Annotated in this window: 19 protein-coding genes and 1 pseudogene; 4 read left to right on the top strand and 16 right to left on the bottom strand. The window is 27.0% G+C overall.

Translation table 11 applies throughout. The features are described 5' to 3' along the window. Positions 1 to 346 precede the first annotated feature (346 nt). The 12 genes and pseudogenes from CLPUN_RS13495 to CLPUN_RS13440 all read right to left on the bottom strand — a co-directional run bounded on the left by CLPUN_RS13495 (position 347) and on the right by CLPUN_RS13440 (position 9,059). Positions 347 to 1,117, bottom strand: coding sequence for a GNAT family N-acetyltransferase (locus tag CLPUN_RS13495; protein ID WP_242954129.1), 771 nt, complete (start codon positions 1,115 to 1,117; stop codon positions 347 to 349). 94 nt (positions 1,118 to 1,211) lie between these two features. Continuing rightward, positions 1,212 to 1,649, bottom strand: a complete 438-nt coding sequence (locus CLPUN_RS13490) for a hypothetical protein (RefSeq protein WP_077847783.1) — start codon at positions 1,647 to 1,649, stop codon at positions 1,212 to 1,214. A gap of 187 nt (positions 1,650 to 1,836) precedes the next feature. Beyond that, positions 1,837 to 2,211 (bottom strand): nuclear transport factor 2 family protein, encoded by a 375-nt coding sequence (locus CLPUN_RS13485; RefSeq protein WP_077847810.1) that lies wholly within the window; start codon positions 2,209 to 2,211, stop codon positions 1,837 to 1,839. 177 nt (positions 2,212 to 2,388) lie between these two features. Continuing rightward, positions 2,389 to 3,135 (bottom strand): annotated as a pseudogene (locus tag CLPUN_RS13480) (AAA family ATPase). A gap of 48 nt (positions 3,136 to 3,183) precedes the next feature. Further along, positions 3,184 to 3,816 carry an NUDIX hydrolase gene (locus CLPUN_RS28745; RefSeq protein ID WP_242954128.1) on the bottom strand — a complete coding sequence of 211 codons (633 nt, stop codon included), beginning with the start codon at positions 3,814 to 3,816 and terminating at the stop codon, positions 3,184 to 3,186. A 224-nt stretch (positions 3,817 to 4,040) separates the two neighbouring features. Then, a complete protein-coding gene (locus CLPUN_RS28095) occupies positions 4,041 to 4,295 on the bottom strand; it encodes a hypothetical protein (protein ID WP_198944339.1) in 255 nt (84 codons plus the stop codon). Continuing rightward, positions 4,279 to 4,728: a TIM barrel protein gene (locus CLPUN_RS28090; protein ID WP_198944338.1), complete on the bottom strand. Its 450-nt coding sequence runs from the start codon at positions 4,726 to 4,728 to the stop codon at positions 4,279 to 4,281. The genes CLPUN_RS28095 and CLPUN_RS28090 overlap by 17 nt, the downstream gene beginning before the upstream one ends. Before the next feature lie 114 nt (positions 4,729 to 4,842). Then, positions 4,843 to 5,181, bottom strand: coding sequence for a DUF2500 domain-containing protein (locus tag CLPUN_RS13460; protein WP_077847782.1), 339 nt, complete (start codon positions 5,179 to 5,181; stop codon positions 4,843 to 4,845). Between the two features lie 16 nt (positions 5,182 to 5,197). Beyond that, a complete protein-coding gene (locus tag CLPUN_RS13455; RefSeq protein WP_077847781.1) occupies positions 5,198 to 6,040 on the bottom strand; it encodes an MBL fold metallo-hydrolase in 843 nt (280 codons plus the stop codon). Positions 6,041 to 6,270: 230 nt separating this feature from the next. After that, complete coding sequence (locus tag CLPUN_RS13450; protein ID WP_077847780.1) at positions 6,271 to 6,477, bottom strand: alpha/beta-type small acid-soluble spore protein; 207 nt, start codon at positions 6,475 to 6,477, stop codon at positions 6,271 to 6,273. Between the two features lie 251 nt (positions 6,478 to 6,728). After that, entirely contained in the window at positions 6,729 to 7,616 is an 888-nt protein-coding gene (locus tag CLPUN_RS13445) for a DUF1002 domain-containing protein (protein ID WP_077847779.1), read from the bottom strand. 342 nt (positions 7,617 to 7,958) lie between these two features. Beyond that, positions 7,959 to 9,059 carry a PQQ-dependent sugar dehydrogenase gene (locus tag CLPUN_RS13440; protein WP_077847778.1) on the bottom strand — a complete coding sequence of 367 codons (1,101 nt, stop codon included), beginning with the start codon at positions 9,057 to 9,059 and terminating at the stop codon, positions 7,959 to 7,961. A gap of 479 nt (positions 9,060 to 9,538) precedes the next feature. On the opposite strand from CLPUN_RS13440, the gene CLPUN_RS13435 reads away from it, so the two are divergent. From CLPUN_RS13435 to CLPUN_RS13425, 3 genes are read left to right on the top strand one after another with little or no spacing between them, the layout of a single operon-like run. Continuing rightward, on the top strand, positions 9,539 to 9,811 hold the full coding sequence (locus tag CLPUN_RS13435) for a hypothetical protein (RefSeq protein ID WP_077847777.1): 273 nt from the start codon (positions 9,539 to 9,541) through the stop codon (positions 9,809 to 9,811). Between the two features lie 47 nt (positions 9,812 to 9,858). Next, a complete protein-coding gene (locus tag CLPUN_RS13430) occupies positions 9,859 to 10,095 on the top strand; it encodes a hypothetical protein (RefSeq protein WP_077847776.1) in 237 nt (78 codons plus the stop codon). A gap of 31 nt (positions 10,096 to 10,126) precedes the next feature. After that, complete coding sequence (locus tag CLPUN_RS13425; protein ID WP_077847775.1) at positions 10,127 to 10,387, top strand: hypothetical protein; 261 nt, start codon at positions 10,127 to 10,129, stop codon at positions 10,385 to 10,387. A gap of 390 nt (positions 10,388 to 10,777) precedes the next feature. On the opposite strand, the gene CLPUN_RS13420 is transcribed toward CLPUN_RS13425, so the two are convergent. The 3 genes from CLPUN_RS13420 to CLPUN_RS13410 all read right to left on the bottom strand — a co-directional run bounded on the left by CLPUN_RS13420 (position 10,778) and on the right by CLPUN_RS13410 (position 13,605). Further along, positions 10,778 to 11,575, bottom strand: a complete 798-nt coding sequence (locus CLPUN_RS13420) for a GDSL-type esterase/lipase family protein (protein WP_077847774.1) — start codon at positions 11,573 to 11,575, stop codon at positions 10,778 to 10,780. 36 nt (positions 11,576 to 11,611) lie between these two features. After that, positions 11,612 to 12,604, bottom strand: coding sequence for an ABC transporter permease (locus tag CLPUN_RS13415; RefSeq protein WP_077847773.1), 993 nt, complete (start codon positions 12,602 to 12,604; stop codon positions 11,612 to 11,614). Positions 12,605 to 12,693: 89 nt separating this feature from the next. Next, positions 12,694 to 13,605, bottom strand: a complete 912-nt coding sequence (locus CLPUN_RS13410) for an ABC transporter ATP-binding protein (RefSeq protein WP_077847772.1) — start codon at positions 13,603 to 13,605, stop codon at positions 12,694 to 12,696. A 166-nt stretch (positions 13,606 to 13,771) separates the two neighbouring features. Between CLPUN_RS13410 and CLPUN_RS13405 the strand changes: the two genes are divergently transcribed. Next, entirely contained in the window at positions 13,772 to 14,200 is a 429-nt protein-coding gene (locus CLPUN_RS13405; protein WP_077847771.1) for a CBS domain-containing protein, read from the top strand. Positions 14,201 to 14,426: 226 nt separating this feature from the next. On the opposite strand, the gene CLPUN_RS13400 is transcribed toward CLPUN_RS13405, so the two are convergent. Then, the gene (locus CLPUN_RS13400) at positions 14,427 to 15,992 is read right to left on the bottom strand and encodes a MutS-related protein (RefSeq protein WP_077847770.1); all 1,566 of its coding nucleotides are present in this window, start codon (positions 15,990 to 15,992) and stop codon (positions 14,427 to 14,429) included. Positions 15,993 to 16,223: the final 231 nt, after the last annotated feature.

Raw genomic sequence — 16,223 nt, 5'->3', positions numbered from 1 at the left:
AATCCACGTATATAGTATAGACACCCATCTATGTGTAGTCAATATTTTTCTATTATTAACGGGTTATTTTATACATATATATATGCTTGTCTATTTTGTATTTAATTTTCCTTATTAAACACACCAGCTTAATAATACAGTTATATTTCGAATTATTAGTGACACATATATGCAGTAAATAAATACAAGTAATTTATTTGATAGAACATATATAATAAAAAGCAGTATACTGTAATTCTGCTTTTTTATTAATTACGTAATAGAATTGTAAATAAAATAATTATATAGTAATTAAAATATCAATTTATATTTTTGTCAAAGCTACACAAAATTAACTAAAACAATGTCATACCCTCTTAGTTTGCTTGGAATACAGTTCTGCCCATGCTGGAAAAAATCCAGAACTAACTGCAATATTTTGTGAGTAAAAATGTGATTCCACTGTTCCATAGAAAGGAATTTTTCCTCTATTCAAAATCTCATTTTTTAATTGTGTAACTAAATTTGTTCCAATACCTCTACCACGATATTGAGGTAAAATATCAATTCCAATTTGCCACATGTTTTTGCTATCTGCACTGGCACCTGCCATACCCATTATGTTATCACCATCAAAGGCAGCAACCGCAAGTACATCAGGATGGTTTTTATCAAAAGCTAGAGCTTCTTTAAATCGATTATCATCTTCAAACTGCAAAAGTTCTTCTTTCTCATACCATTTTACATTTGTAATAGGTTGTATTGACAATAAATTATCATTAGGTAAATAATAATGATGAATATCTGCTATTTCATGTCCAAATTCCTGTAATTTATTATCAATTTCTCTCAAATTTCCATATTCAAAAAACCATGCACCATTTATGTTTATTAGTTTTTCCCCACACCAAAGCATAATTAAAGGTGATGTGCATACAATCGCTCTACCACCAAAACAAAGTATTTTTAGAAAACATCCATCACTATTGTAAATACGTCTACCCTCAATAGGCTTGTTTTTAACTACTGTATTTTTTACTTTTTCAAAATCAGATAGTCGGCAATTATAGTCTAGTGCCAACTGTTCTTTGGCAATTTTTAAAATATCAGTTTTTGTGTACATATTATCACCATCCATTATATATTTATATTTAGCTTCTCTAACTATACAGTGTTTATCAATGTTTTTATCAGCGCTAAAAGAGATTTATAGGAAGACTTAAAACTTATTATTAATTAACTAATATATAAGTTAATAATATAGATTCCGCTTTCTTATATTTTTCAACTCTTTTTCTGTCCTTCTCAGTAACTTCTTTTAACCTATCTAAATTCATATTGTCTTTTAAATCAGACAATTTTACATTAATAGTTGATTTATCAGCCTTTATTCTGTCTATATAATCAAAATAATCTTCATTCTTTCCTTTGCATAAAATCTCTAACTTTGCTACTAAATCTTCTGGTATATCCTCTTTAATTAATTGACCTCTAGACACATCACAGTCTTCTAACACATCATGTAATACAGCTAAAACTTTTTCTTCTATGGTTTCAACACATTCCATCACTCTTAAAGGATGTCCTATATATGGAGATCCACCTTTGTCAAATTGACCTTCATGATATTTTTTTGCCAATTTAATAGATTTTTCTAATAATTCCTCCATCATTCTCAACTCCTAACTAATTTCATAATATGATACTACTATTCTTTAATAAACAATATATGATTCTAGTAAAAATAGCAAAATTAAGCTTCATATTCTAATATGGTAAACCATATATATTCTTCAGAACATGCTAATATAATCTGGCTTAAGATTATATTAAATTAAAGTTAATCATTATTTCCAATTAAAATCGAGATGTCAAAGTTCCTTGATGAAAAATTATTTTCCATGTTCCATTAAACAATTTCCAAATTGAACTTCGAAGTGAATATTTCATAGCTTCATTGAGTTCACTATGCTTTATTACCTTATATGTTGCTAATATACAATCATTTGATAGTTGCTTTATTGTAAAATCTTTTATTTCCCACTTTATTTCATGTGAGTTGCTATCTTCATCAATAATATGATTTTTATTATAATGATATATGTTTCCAGAACTACAAAATTCAACAAAATCATCTGACAATAATTCACTCATTTTTTCTACTGATTTTCTTATTTCAGGTTTTAATAAATCATTTTCCATTTTAAATATATGCTTCTCCAGTAATTCAATTTGCTGATTCATTTCTTAACCTCCTACAGTATTAAATTAACTAATAAATTTGACCTATTTCTTCTAATTTATACATCCACCACTTCTTATTAAAATATATAGGTGTAATAGGAGCCATAATAATGTATTCATGTCTTAAAATCTAGATATAAAAATCAAATTATTAAAACTTATTTTTTATCGCCCCATAAGTATGTCTAACATTCCTTGCGTATTATTAATAAAATTCTTCATAACCTGATAGTGCTCAGTTTCTTCATATTTAGCAGATTTTATTTCATTATTAATTTCATAAATTACTGCATCAGTATACGACATTATGATTGGGGAATGAGTTGCTATGATAAATTGAGAACCTGCTTCAATTAAATCATGCATTCTTGTAATCATAGTCATTTGACGTGAAGGAGATAATGCAGCTTCTGGTTCATCTAATATATACAATCCCTTACCAACAAATCTATTCATAAAAACTGCAAAAAAAGATTCTCCATGAGATTGTTTATGTAATGATGCTCCACCATAAGATCTTAAAAGTCCTGGTCTTTCTCTATCAAGATCATCTACATTGCTTGCAAAATTATAAAAACTTTCTGCCCTTAAAAAAAATCCGTCTTTAGGCATTACGATTCCTTTGATTAATCTAATATACTCCTGCAACTCTGAATGAGTATCTCTTGAGGAAAAATTAAAATTTTTAGTTCCACCTTCTGGATTAAAACCATAAGCTGTTGCAATTGCTTCTAAAATAGTTGCTTTTCAAGTACCATTTTCACCAACAATAAACGTTACTTTTGGATGAAATTCTAAATTTGTCAAATTTTTAATAGCTGGTAAACAAAATGGATATTTTGAAAAAGACTGAATCTTATCTTTTTTTAATTCTATACTTCTTAAATATTGCTTATTTTTTAATAAATCCATAATATTTACTATCCTTTAATTGTTCATTGTTTATTTACTACCACAATCTTACCTTGCAGTCTTATTGTTAAAAATAATAATTTCTGATTCAAAAAATCTCTCTTGAAATTCTGTTAATGCTCTAATTTGATCTTTATTATAAATGTCAAAATTCTTACTAACTACTAATTTATCTTCATCATCATTTTTTCTACAGATTACTGCAACAACATAGCCTTCATAAGATTCTAAAGGTTCAAATTCACCAATAACATAGGCATCTATTTCTTCTCCATGTCCAAAAATAGTATTTTCAATATATTCATAGTTTATAGGATACACAAATTCATGATTAGGATGTTTTGAACCTAAAGGTCTCTCCATAATTACTTTTACTTGTTTTGCTAAATATATATTTCTACTCCTATATTTTATCACTATATTATGTAAATATGGCTGAATTTCCGGATAAGTCAAATTTTCTGGTAAAGCATCAAACAATTCTACCTTATCTATTTCTGAATTAGGCAACTCTCCAAGCTCATTTATTTCAGCATAAAATAACCTGACATAGTATGATTTTTTATCTTCAGTGAGAGGATAATCACATAAATAATCGCATATAGGCGTTATGTCAAAATCAATAGCACCACTTTCTTCAAATAATTCTCTTTTAGCCGTATCATTAATATCTTCACCCAATTCCCTATGACCTCATGGAATCTCCCATGTATCACGCTTTTTATGCTTTACAAATATCCACTTTCCTTGAAAGAAAGCACTAATAACTGCAAATTCTAATTTCATATATTCCTCCAATATTTATACATTTTTCTATTATTTTTTAACTATCTATTTTCATTTAATTGTTTTAACTATTTCTAAATTTTAATATGTAATTTATATTTATTTTCTTAAAACACTTTTTAAATTTCATATGATTCTAAATTCCCTACTGATTCTTTTAAACCAACAATTGTTTTTGTTTCAAGAACACATGTACAATTATGTTCTTTTGCAAGTTTAAGCTTTTCTTGAATATTTATCTCTCCATTTCCTAAAGCAAGATGATTTTTATTTCCATAAGCATCATGAATATGAATATGATGTAATTTGTATATATGCTTTTTAATAAAAGGCTGATCTATTCCATTAATACTATGGTCATGACCCAATATCAAAAGTTAGTCCAAATATATGACTTTTTAGTAAAACTTCTATTCCTTCCATTGTAAAATCTCTATATCCATTAGAATTTTCAATGCATATTTTAATGTTACTATCACCCACGGCTTTTTCACACAACGTTCTAAAACTCTTTAATTTTAATAAATAATACTCTTTATATTGCTTGAACAAATACACTTTTTCTGTTGGAAGAGTGAAATAAACTCCATTACCCATATGCATATTTAATATAGGAACTTTAAGTTCCTTTGCAATTTCAATAGTTGATAAAATCGTTTTTATATAAGCATTACAAACTTCTTTATTAAAATCACAAATATTAATATTTTCATCTAGATGGATTGTAAAAAATATTCCTTCATTTTCACAAATTGATTTAAATTTTGAAATATCCATTTTATCAGTTTGATAATCGGGAAGATTCATATTTAATTCAATAAAATCTAAATTAAGTTCCTTTCATAATGCAACTCAATTTTCTATATTTTCAATTAAAGTTGCATACCATATTTCATATTTAACCTACTGAAAATCTCGACTTTACTTTTCTACTATTCCACTTTTACTTTCAAACTTTAAGAAACGGGTACCTTGAAACGTCAATGTTCCCCATTCATTTTCCGGAATAGTTCTATAAACTCGTCCTCCAACAAAAAATTTAATTTCACTGCCTGTATCCAATTCAAAAATTAAAATTAACGTTTCAGTTGTTGTCATTATTCCATTAGCATCTGTTTGCGTATCAGTATTTCTTCTTTTCATAATTAATTGTGCTTTTGTAGATATAACAGGAGAATTTTCATTTTTTACATATGTGCTAATTACCTTAAAAATCATTAAAGCTAACATAACAAAGAATATTAATTGAATTCCAACCATATTAACACCTCCATATTTACACTTCTAAAGTCATTCCATCATAAGCAAAAGTAATTCCCTCATATTCATTTTCTAGTTTTAAATAATCATCATAAGATTTACCCCAATCTTCTTCTAAGTGAGTAATTACAATTTTTTTAATATTATATTTATCTTTTAAATTTTCAATTTCTTTCATGTTAAAGAATTCCAAAAAAATACTATTTCCTTCCTTTAAAATATATCCATCTTTTAGGACTTCACCAACAACTGTGTTTCCTATAATCATAATATCTGCATTTTTAAAAATGTCCTTTTCTGGAAATGGTTTTACATCACATGGTGCATAAATAACTTTTTTATCATTTTTTTCAAATATAAATACTGTTGCTGAGCCAGCCTTAACAAATGTTAATTTGATATCTTCTAAATAAATATGATCTTCTACTACCTTTCTTTTTATTAAATTTCTAATGTTTTCATAATAATCTAAATATGAACCCAGCTTTGATCCTATAGAATTTATATCTGCCATAACATGTTCCATTGCAAAAACATTTATTGGACTTGTACATTCTTTTCCTTCTGAAATTTCAAACCAATTAAGACGTATATGTTCAAAAACTCTCATTCCTAGCACATGATCTGGATCCATATGACTAAATAACACTGAGTCAACTTGCTTTATATCAGCTTCATTTAAGGCATGTACTATATCTTCTGGTGTATCTACTAATAAATTTAAATCTTCTAAAAACAAACTACATCCAAATCTAGAATATGGTTTTCCTTTTGCTCTTGCTTCTTTGCAGATCTTGCATTTGCATAATGGTTTAGGTAATGCAACACATCCACCACTTCCTATTACTGTGAATTTCATAATTTCTTCTCCTTCAATTAAAATTCCAAATTTCTATTACAATAAATGCTTATTCATATCTCTTAATTAATGCTTTTGTTTCATAACTTATTTTATAAATAAATTATATACCATATACTATAACTTTCCAAATAAGTTAAAAAATTTTGAATATTTATTTTACATAGCAAAAGGGATGTTGCACAACCAAAAATCAGTTGTGTAACATCCCTTTATTAGTTATCTACTTTTTATAGTCCTTGTTCATAGCTTTGTATCATTCTTTTTACCATTTCTCCACCAACGCTTCCGTTTTGTCTTGAAGAAAGGTTTCCTTTATCTGTGGCTTCATAGTTTTGTAATCCGATTTCTGATGCCACCTCAGTTTTTAATCTGTTTAAACCTGCCTTTGCTTCTGGTACTAAAGTTCTGTTACTTCCACTATTACTTGATGCCATGTGTATCTCCTCCTTAATTAATATAATTTTGCTTCGCAATTTTTTTCAAATTTGCTTTGCAATAATATATTAACCAGCCTCATAAATAATACTCTATAAAATTATTAGCAAATGTAGCATTCACAAGCGTTATTAGCTGTGTTTTGATAATTTACCTTGTGTATTATATTATTGCCTTACTTTTACAAATTTTCAGCTTATAAATCAATATACACAAATTCGAATCATTAGTAAATTTAATTTTTTATCTACTATTTTGAAAATGCTTCCTTTACTGCCTTCAATAAATTAGAAAACATTTCTTCTAATTTAGCAAAAAAACCTTTAGCTTCTGCACTGCTTAATTTATCTTTTAATTGATTGGTTACATCATCTAATTGATCTTTTAAATTGCTGTAATTAAGATCTAAGTCATTTATCTTTTTCATTACAGCTTTTATGTTAGCTATATCCTCCTCAGATAAATTAGCTTTATATTCTTCTGTAGCTTTATCTACTATTTTGTTTATTTCTTTTTCTGTTCCAGGTTTTTCTTTTATTATTTCCTTTTTTATATTATTCATTAAGTTGGTAGCATCATTTGCTCCGATCTTTTCGCCAATATCTCCAGTGGTAACTAACTCTTCATTTGCAGCTTCTTTCTTATTTTCATCAATCTTTTTTCCTGTACTGCTATTTTCAAAACCTTTTAATATTCCAGTAAGTGCAGCAGTTCCAGATACTTTAAAAGGTGCTGATGCCTTAACTTTTGCATTTTGAATTCCTGCTGTAATCAATGCATTTTTTATCATTCCATCATTAACCCATGTAAGATTTTCAGTAGTTACAACTAATCCACCCTTTTCTGTTGGCTCAACATAAGAACATGATATTGACTTATTCCCAAGTTGAGATTCTGATGCAACTTTACCTAAATATTTATGTTCTTCCTCAGACGTGACTTCCAATATATTTGCATCATTTTTATTTACTCCAAAGTATTTTAACATTTCATTCTTTTGAGAATCACTTAAGTCAGCTCCTAAAGTCACAGATTTAAATGAATCTGCAAACACTGGAACACCAGAAAATGGTGTTAAAAAAATACTTAAACATAAAGATGATATTATTGCTTTTGATATAAATGATTTAAATTTCATGATTTCTATACTCCTTTATTATGCTGTAAATTTAATGCTAAAAATCTAATTTCATTATTTCTCGTACATTATAGCATAAAAATAATTAATTTTTATTTATGATTATATTACTTTTCTATTAATATTTATTACGAATAAGATAATCTAACTGACCTTAAAGAATTTACTATTGGAAGTTTTGTTGAATTTTTTATTAAAAATAAAGATCTATCACTAAAATAAAAGACTATTTAGAACTAAGATTTACTCCTTTAAAATCTTTAGTTTAGATAGTCTATTGTAAATTATAAATATTTATCTCCTTGCTAAAATTCGTATCTCTTAAAATCTCTAAATATCAATTTATTTTGGAATGAGCCGGATAATTTTATCATCACCTATATTAGGAGTTCCCCTGCCATCCTTATTGCTTGTTGTTAGGTAAATTGATCCATCTTTGCCCTGAATAACCTCACGCAAACGTCCATACTCATTTCTAAGCCATGCTTCAACCTTATTCACTACAGTTCCATTTTTGTTAAGCGTAATAGAAAGTAATTGCTGTCCTCGCAAACAAGCAACAAGTAATTTTCCTTGCCATGCTCCTTGATTTACAAATGCAATTCCAGATGGTGCCCAAGTCTCTTCTTCACTGTGTATCAAAGGCTTTTTTATCATAACCCCTTTGGCATCTTCATTTCCGTAAGCAATAGGCCAGCCATAATTGACTCCTGGATTAATTATGTTTATCTCATCATGCGCTGCCTGTCCATGCTCTGATTCATATAAGACATTTTTCCAATTCCATGCTAAACCTTGTGGATTTCGATGACCTAAGCTATAAATAGATGAATTAGTAATTGGATTATCTTTAGGAATGCTGCCATCTAACTCAATTCGAAGTATTTTTCCAGCTGTACTTGTAAGATCTTGTGCTAATGCAGAATTCCCTGCATCTCCAGTTGTTATATATAATTTTTGATCTGGACCTATCTTTAGCCTTCCTCCATTGTGAATTCTTCCTCCAGGGATTTTGTCTAAAAGAACGCGGTCAATAGATGCCTTATTATTGTTTTCAAACAATCTGACAACACGGTTAAATATTTCATTACCTTCTACATATGAATACATAACATATATATAATGATTTTGTGCATAATTTAGGTCTATGGCAATCCCCATTAGGCCACCTTCTCCCTGACTTACAAACGGTGGACGAAATGTAATAAGTGGCTGTGGCTGTAATTTACCATCTTTAATAATTCTGATTGTTCCAGAACGCTCAGTAAAATATAGATTGCCTTCATTGCTTATATCAATACCCCAAGGTACATATAAATTTTCAGCTATAACTTCAATCTCGTAAGGAAATTGCCTTGATATGATTGATTTTCTTTTGACCTTAACTTCATTATGACTACGAAATATCATGTTAGATAAAATATTTAAAGTTATTTTTTTCATGTTTTATCCTCCAAACTTAAATAAATACATTTTTAAATTCAAACCCTAAAAAATAATAAGTTTAAATTATAAAATTTCACACTTTTATCTTTATTAATTACCATGTTATTCATTTATCAGCCTAGCTGTACCATTTTTATACATACACACTAATGAAAAATTTTATTTGAAATTTATTTATATATGTTGTAATAAATAAAATGCACATATTTTGTTAATGTACATGATTCTAATGTAATAAATTAGTTACAATTTATATATTTTATTTAAAATAATTTCTAAAATTACTATGTATTCTATAAAAAAATAATATTACTATTACTTCATCTAAAATCTAAATTTTTCACGTATTAATAAACCTGTTTTTTCAAATAATAATTATGTAATTAAATTTTACTTATATTAATTTAGTTATATTCTAGTTTAGGATATTAGATACTATCTATAAATTTAAAAATTATTATGTTAGGAGGATTACTATGAGTAAAGAAAAAGCACCTTATAATCCAACCCCAGGAGATTATGATGTGGAAAAATTAACTGATATTCATTCATCAGAGTCAGAACCCTCTTCTTATACTAGAAACATACATAAGATAACCAATTTTAAAGGACCAGAAAATATTTATAATTCAAGTGAAAGTATTAAAAGTAGAAATAACGTAGATATTACTGAAAGAATACCGACATTATCAAAATATTCCGATATGAATAAGGATGATGATGAATTCGAATATAAAGGTGAAATATAGAATCATATTCTAATTAGAAAAAATCAAATTAAACTAGGAGTGATATTATGAGTAAAGAAAAACTTCCATCTCCCCCAATCTCAAAAGGTTATTCTTCTTATAAATCAACTGATATCCGTTCTTCAGAATCAGAAGCTTCTGACACTGAAGATGTATGTCAAAGTAATAATTTAAGTGCAGATAACTCAAATTCTTCCAGATCATCTCTATTAAGAAAGTCTATCGATTTGAACGATGACGATGATGATGACGATAATGCGATAAATACTACACAATTAGATTAAAATTGAAAATAATTTATTAGGAGTGATTATTATGGATAAAGAAAAAATGACTAAAATTTCAAATGTAAGAGATGATGATAAAGATGCTTTTGTTAATCCTTATTTGCCAAAAATGAGGACTAATTATCATCCAAGTACTGAAAATGTAGAAAGTGCTACTGGCGTAGACTTTCCAGTGAATATGCCTAATCCAGCTGTTGATTCAATTGTTGTAAATAATATATCTAATCAAGAATTTGATTATACACAAGATATGCTTTCACCTGATAATTATGATTTAGATAAAGATTAAAAACTTTCTTATTTATTCTAAAAATTTAATAACAACACTATCTATATTTCATTGCAAATGTGGCTTTTAATCAATATTATAGGTAGGAAAATACTCCTACCTATAATATTTAGAAATTAACCTAAATACTATCTTATTTCAAGCTATATATGTTCGAATAAATGAACTACATAAACTTATTTAATGTATTTAGTCTTAATTTAGTGAATTAATTGTAACCTATATGTTTCTTAATTAAGTTATCCCTTTATTCTGCTATAAATTTAACTGCATCTTCATAGGATTTAAATTTTTTAACAATAAATACTTCATAAATTCATTACATAAAAATACACTAAACATTTTTCATACAAATGTTTAGTGTTAGATAAAATATTTCCTATACCACTACTATTTCACTACTTCTAGTATTCTATTAGCAATAGCTTTATAACCTTTTGAATTAGGATGAAATTCATCTTGTGCAAGATAGTTATCTAAATTATATTTAAAAAGATCATATGTTGGAATAAAAACACAACTCGGATATGCTGATAAAAGCATCTCTGTTTTATAATTCCAGTCATAAAATATTTTCAAATTATCTTGGTTAATATCGTCTCCAAAAGGATTATATAATCCAATAAATACTACTCTGGAATTTTTATTTTTACTCCATATTAAATCCATAATTTCTTTTAAATTATTTAAGTAATTATCTTGAACCTTTTTTGCGTCAGTTAATGCAGCTCCATTTTTATTATTCTGAAAGACCTTAACTTCATTTCCACCAATGGATATAAAAATAAGATTAGATAATTCTATTGATTTTAAAGTTTCTTGTTTTTGTACAATTGTTAATAATCCAGAAGAGATATCACCATTAACTCCAATATTACTAACTTCCACTTTTTTATTAGTTTTAGCCCCCCATAAGTTTGCAAATTCCTGTGCAAACCCTATTCCTGTTTCATCACCAGTACCCTTGGCTAAGGAATCTCCAAGGATCAAAATATTATATGAATCACCATTGCCACTAAACGTTGATTCATTTTCATTATTAGCTTCAGTATTTTTTGCTGTTATTTCTTCATTTTTTATATTGGGACCATTAGTTATTTTAGCCGATATTATTAAGCTAACAGAAAAAACTATGGCACTTATTATTGATACTGATAAGATAATATTCCAAATAATTTTCTTATACATTTCTTCCTCCATCATATACTTTTATAAATATATATTTTAAACTAATACATCCTGCTTAACAAATCTTCTAAAACTTACAATTAAGGATAAGCATATCCAAACAAATAATACCATTATAGAAAAATTAAAATTCATTCCTGGAATTACTTCATAAGAACCTCTTAAATATTTAGATAAGTTAAGATTTATAGCAAAATAGTATTTAACCAAAGGCCAATCAGATAAAAAGTATTGTAAAAAGCTTCCTGTTATTAAAGATGCCATCATTATTCCAATAGAAGTTGCAGTGCTTCTAACTAAGACTGAAACCATAAAAGATATACTTGCAACTGCTATCATAGATATCCAGCCTAAAGAATAAATTAATATAGCATTTTGCCATTGATATATTCGTATAACATTAGATGAATCAAGTTTCTCTCCTACAACTTTAAAACCTGTAGCTACTGGTTCAAACCATCCGCCTGTATGAAAAGTAACAGTAGATACTATTATGCATATAACTGCTGTTTCTATAATCATTAAAGTTGCCATAATTATAACTGCTATATATTTGCTCAAAAGTATTTTCCATCTTGGAATTGCTCTTGTTAAAAGAAACTTTATAGTCTTTGTTGAAAATTCTCCTGAAACAATATCACCAGCTAGAATTATAACTAATAGCGGTAAAAATAAAAATATAGATTGATTCATAAAATTAATTGTAAACTTTGCTGCATTCGGCGTTATTGGATTTATATTATTATCTAAATAATATTGAAGTCTTTCAATTTCTATATTGGTTGAATTTTTATTTGAATCCCTGTTAAATCTATTCTTTAAATCAGATATTTGCTGCTTAACCAATTCGTGCCAATCATAATTTTGTGTTTGTGTATTTGATTGTGTAAATCTAGTTATAGTATTGTTATATTTATAATTTTCACCATAAGCAAATAATGAAATTAATACTAATAAAATTCCACTTATAAGCAAAAGTTTCTTTTTAAATAATATTTTGTTTACTTCATTTTCTATTAATTTCAACAAATTTATTACCTCTCTTTAAATAAATTTAGACGTATGAAAGAAAATAGACTAGCATGCTGACTTGTTATTTCTTTGAATATGCCTTATTTCTAAATAATTTCATTTCCTTCTGTTAATCTTAAAAATAGATCTTCTAGAGTTTTATTTTTATTAGTTACAAATTTTATCATAAGCCCTTCCTTAAAAAAAGAATTATTTATTTCGCTAAGTTTAGCTAAATCAAGTTCAGCCTCCAGCTTTTCACCTACTATTTTTGAATCTATTTTCCAAAGATTATTTAATATTTCTCTGCCCTTTTCATTATGGTCAAGAATCCAAAATACTTCTTTAGTATTTAAAAGTTCCTTTACATTTCCATTTTTTAAAATAGCACCATTTTTTATTATGGATACTTTATCACACATAAGCTCTATTTCAGACATAAGATGGCTTGAAATGAGAACTGATATTTTTTTTTCTTTTGCTAAAGTCTTTACAATATTTCTAAATTCATTTATTCCAGAAGGATCTAATCCATTAGTAGGTTCATCTAAAATAAGAAGTTTAGGGTCATTTATAAGCGCTTGTGCTAATCCCAATCTTTGCTTCATTCCTAAGGAATAAGTATTAACCTTATCTTTTATTCTGTTTTGTAATCCTACAAGCTCTACAATATCATATATGTCTTTTTCACTAATACCTTTATTCATTGATGCAAGCATTTTAAGATTATCCCATCCACTCATGTAGTTATATAAATCTGGGCCTTCAATAATACAGCCTATATTTGACATAGCTTTAATATAATTTTCTGTTATTGAATGACCGCAAATTTCTATTTTACCTGACGTAGGTTTCGAAAGCCCAACTATCATTCTTAAAGTAGTTGATTTCCCTGCACCATTTGGTCCTAAAAAACCTAAAATTTCACCTTCATTTATAGAAAAGCTTATATCTTTAACAATACTCTTTTTATTTATAATTTTTGTAACGTTTTCTACAAGAAGAATATTTTTTCCCATAATCTTAATTCTCTCCTTTTTCTTCATTTGGCAATACCATGAATAAATTTAATAGTTTATTATCTTTCATAATATTTATTATTCAAATATTTGTCAATGTAAAAATTTAATCTTTTATAAATAAAAAACAAGTTTAATGGGAAATATATTTTAGGAGGTGGATTGTATGTTAGTAAAAGATATAATGTCAAATAATATAGTAAGTTTAAGTTCTGAAGATTCCATTGAAAGAGCTGCTCAAATGATGAAGCAGTTTGATATAGGTTCAATACCTGTATGCAGTCAAGAAAGATTAGTTGGAATGGTTACAGACAGGGATATTACCTTAAGAGCTGTAGCTACTGGAGCAAATGGAAGTAATCAAAAAATAAGTCAGTTCATGACTTCAAATCCTGTTACCGGAACCCCTGATATGGATGTTCATGATGCAGCAAAGATAATGAGCGAACAACAAATAAGAAGATTACCTATTGTTCAAAATAATAACCTTGTTGGCATGGTCTCTTTGGGAGATATTTCAGTAGAACCTACATTGCAGGATAATGCTGAAGAAGCTCTAAAAAACATTTCAGAACCAGCAAAGAGCCATATATAATTTAACTTGTCAGTATATTAAAATAGGATGTTGTAAAATAATTTTTTTAAAATTCCATTTTACAACATCCTCATCTAAGTTACATGTCTACATTATATTTTCTATTGATAAATTTATTGATCTACCTTAATAAACATCTAAATCTATTAAAATCAAATTTACTTCTTTTACTAATCTAATATCTTTAGATTAATAGCTATATTATTGATTGACTTCATAAATGCAATTAAACATATCCCTCCATTTTTTCAACTCTCTTAAATGCATTTTTTATAATTTCTTTTGGATATCCTACATATTCCAAAAGTTTAATAGCATTTCTTGTTTTAGATAAACCTTTCTTAAGTTTATAATCAAATTTCAGACCATTTTCACTATCTACATCTTCACTAAAATAATAGAAATCATAATTTTCCTTAAGCATATCTGAAAGCTCTCTATCATGAGTAGCTACAATACAAATTCCATTTCTCTTATTAATGTAGCTAAGAATTTCAGCTGAAGAAGATATTCTTTCAAGTGGATTTGTTCCTCTGAATATTTCATCAATTGGACAGAATACTGGAACTTCACTTTCTGATGCTTTTATTATTCTTAAAATAGATTCTGCCTCAGCCATGTAATAACTTTTTCCATTTACAATATCATCCTTTGGACTTATTGATGATACAACATTTAAGAAGCATGCTTCATATTCAGTTGCTAAAACTAAATTAAAAGTTTGTGCTAAAAGTATATTAGTACTTATCATTCTTAAAAAAGTAGATTTTCCAGACATATTAGTTCCAGTTAAAACAATTCCTTTTTTAGAAATATTAATTGAATTTGCAACTGGTTTTTTAAGAAGAGGATGTATTCCTTCTATTATCTTTAAAGAAGTTTCTTTAATAAATTTGGGAGTGCTGCATTTCTCCTTGTTATTACTTTCATAAATTGCAATTGAAGTTAAAGCATCTAGCTCTCCAACTAAATAATACAATTCTAATATTTTATCTTTTTCTTTAGCTAATTTTCCACTTATTCTATAATATGTACTTTCCTCAATTAAAAATGGAATTGAAAGTACTTCGAAAAAACCACCAAAAGAATTAATTGTTTTAAGAACATATGTAGATCTATCTATATTACTTAAATACTTTAATAAATTCCTAATTTTTTCTGTATGTGCTTTAATCTCTTGATTTTTAATGGCTGATAATTTATTAGCTGCATTTATTAAATCTCTTAAATAAACAAGTCCAACTGCAGATATTGTATCACTTTCCTTATTGTGTATATACATATGAAAAAAGATATCTACCATTAATACTATCATTAACTTAGGTTCTTTAAATATAATAGCTGCTGCTATTATAAGTACTGGTATAAGCCCTAATATAGAGTAAAAATAATATTTAAACTTACTTATTGAAAGAAATTCATTTATCATTTCTATTAATCTATTTTTACTATCAAAAATCATATTATAAAATATTTGTCTTAACTCTACTGTCAAATTAATATCTTCCTTAAATAAATTTATTAATTTTCCTCTTTCTTTTAATTCTTCCTCATCCATAATAGGGTTTCTAAGCATTTTATATAAAGCCGCTTCTCCTTCTGTGGAATAAGTTCTATCTAATTCATTAAACACTTCATCCATTATTAAATCATTCCAAGTTTGATCATCAATAGTAAATTCATTTTTCTCACTTAAATCAAATACTGTTCTTATTTGTTCAAAATTTCTGTGCTTATCTTTTGCTCTGTTAAGATCTCTTTTTATAAAACTTTTGCTAACATTAATATTCATCTAATTGTTCATATCCTTTCGTCTAAAGCACTATTTTATCTAGCAGTCCAAATATTCCTTTATTATAGTATTGCTGAAAAAACATGTCAAACTTAAGTTTTACTTTAATGAAAATTAAGCTGCTATAAATATAGATATAAAAGTTGATTGTTGCTATATGTTGATAATCCTATTTTTCTTAGGATTATCAACATATAGCAACAAAACTCGGTGCACATCACACACCGAAGT

The sequence above is a fragment of the Clostridium puniceum genome (assembly GCF_002006345.1).
Taxonomy (GTDB): Bacteria; Bacillota; Clostridia; order Clostridiales; family Clostridiaceae; genus Clostridium; species Clostridium puniceum.
Note: the sequence above shows the minus strand (reverse complement) of the source record. Positions and strands in the feature narration are given on the sequence as shown.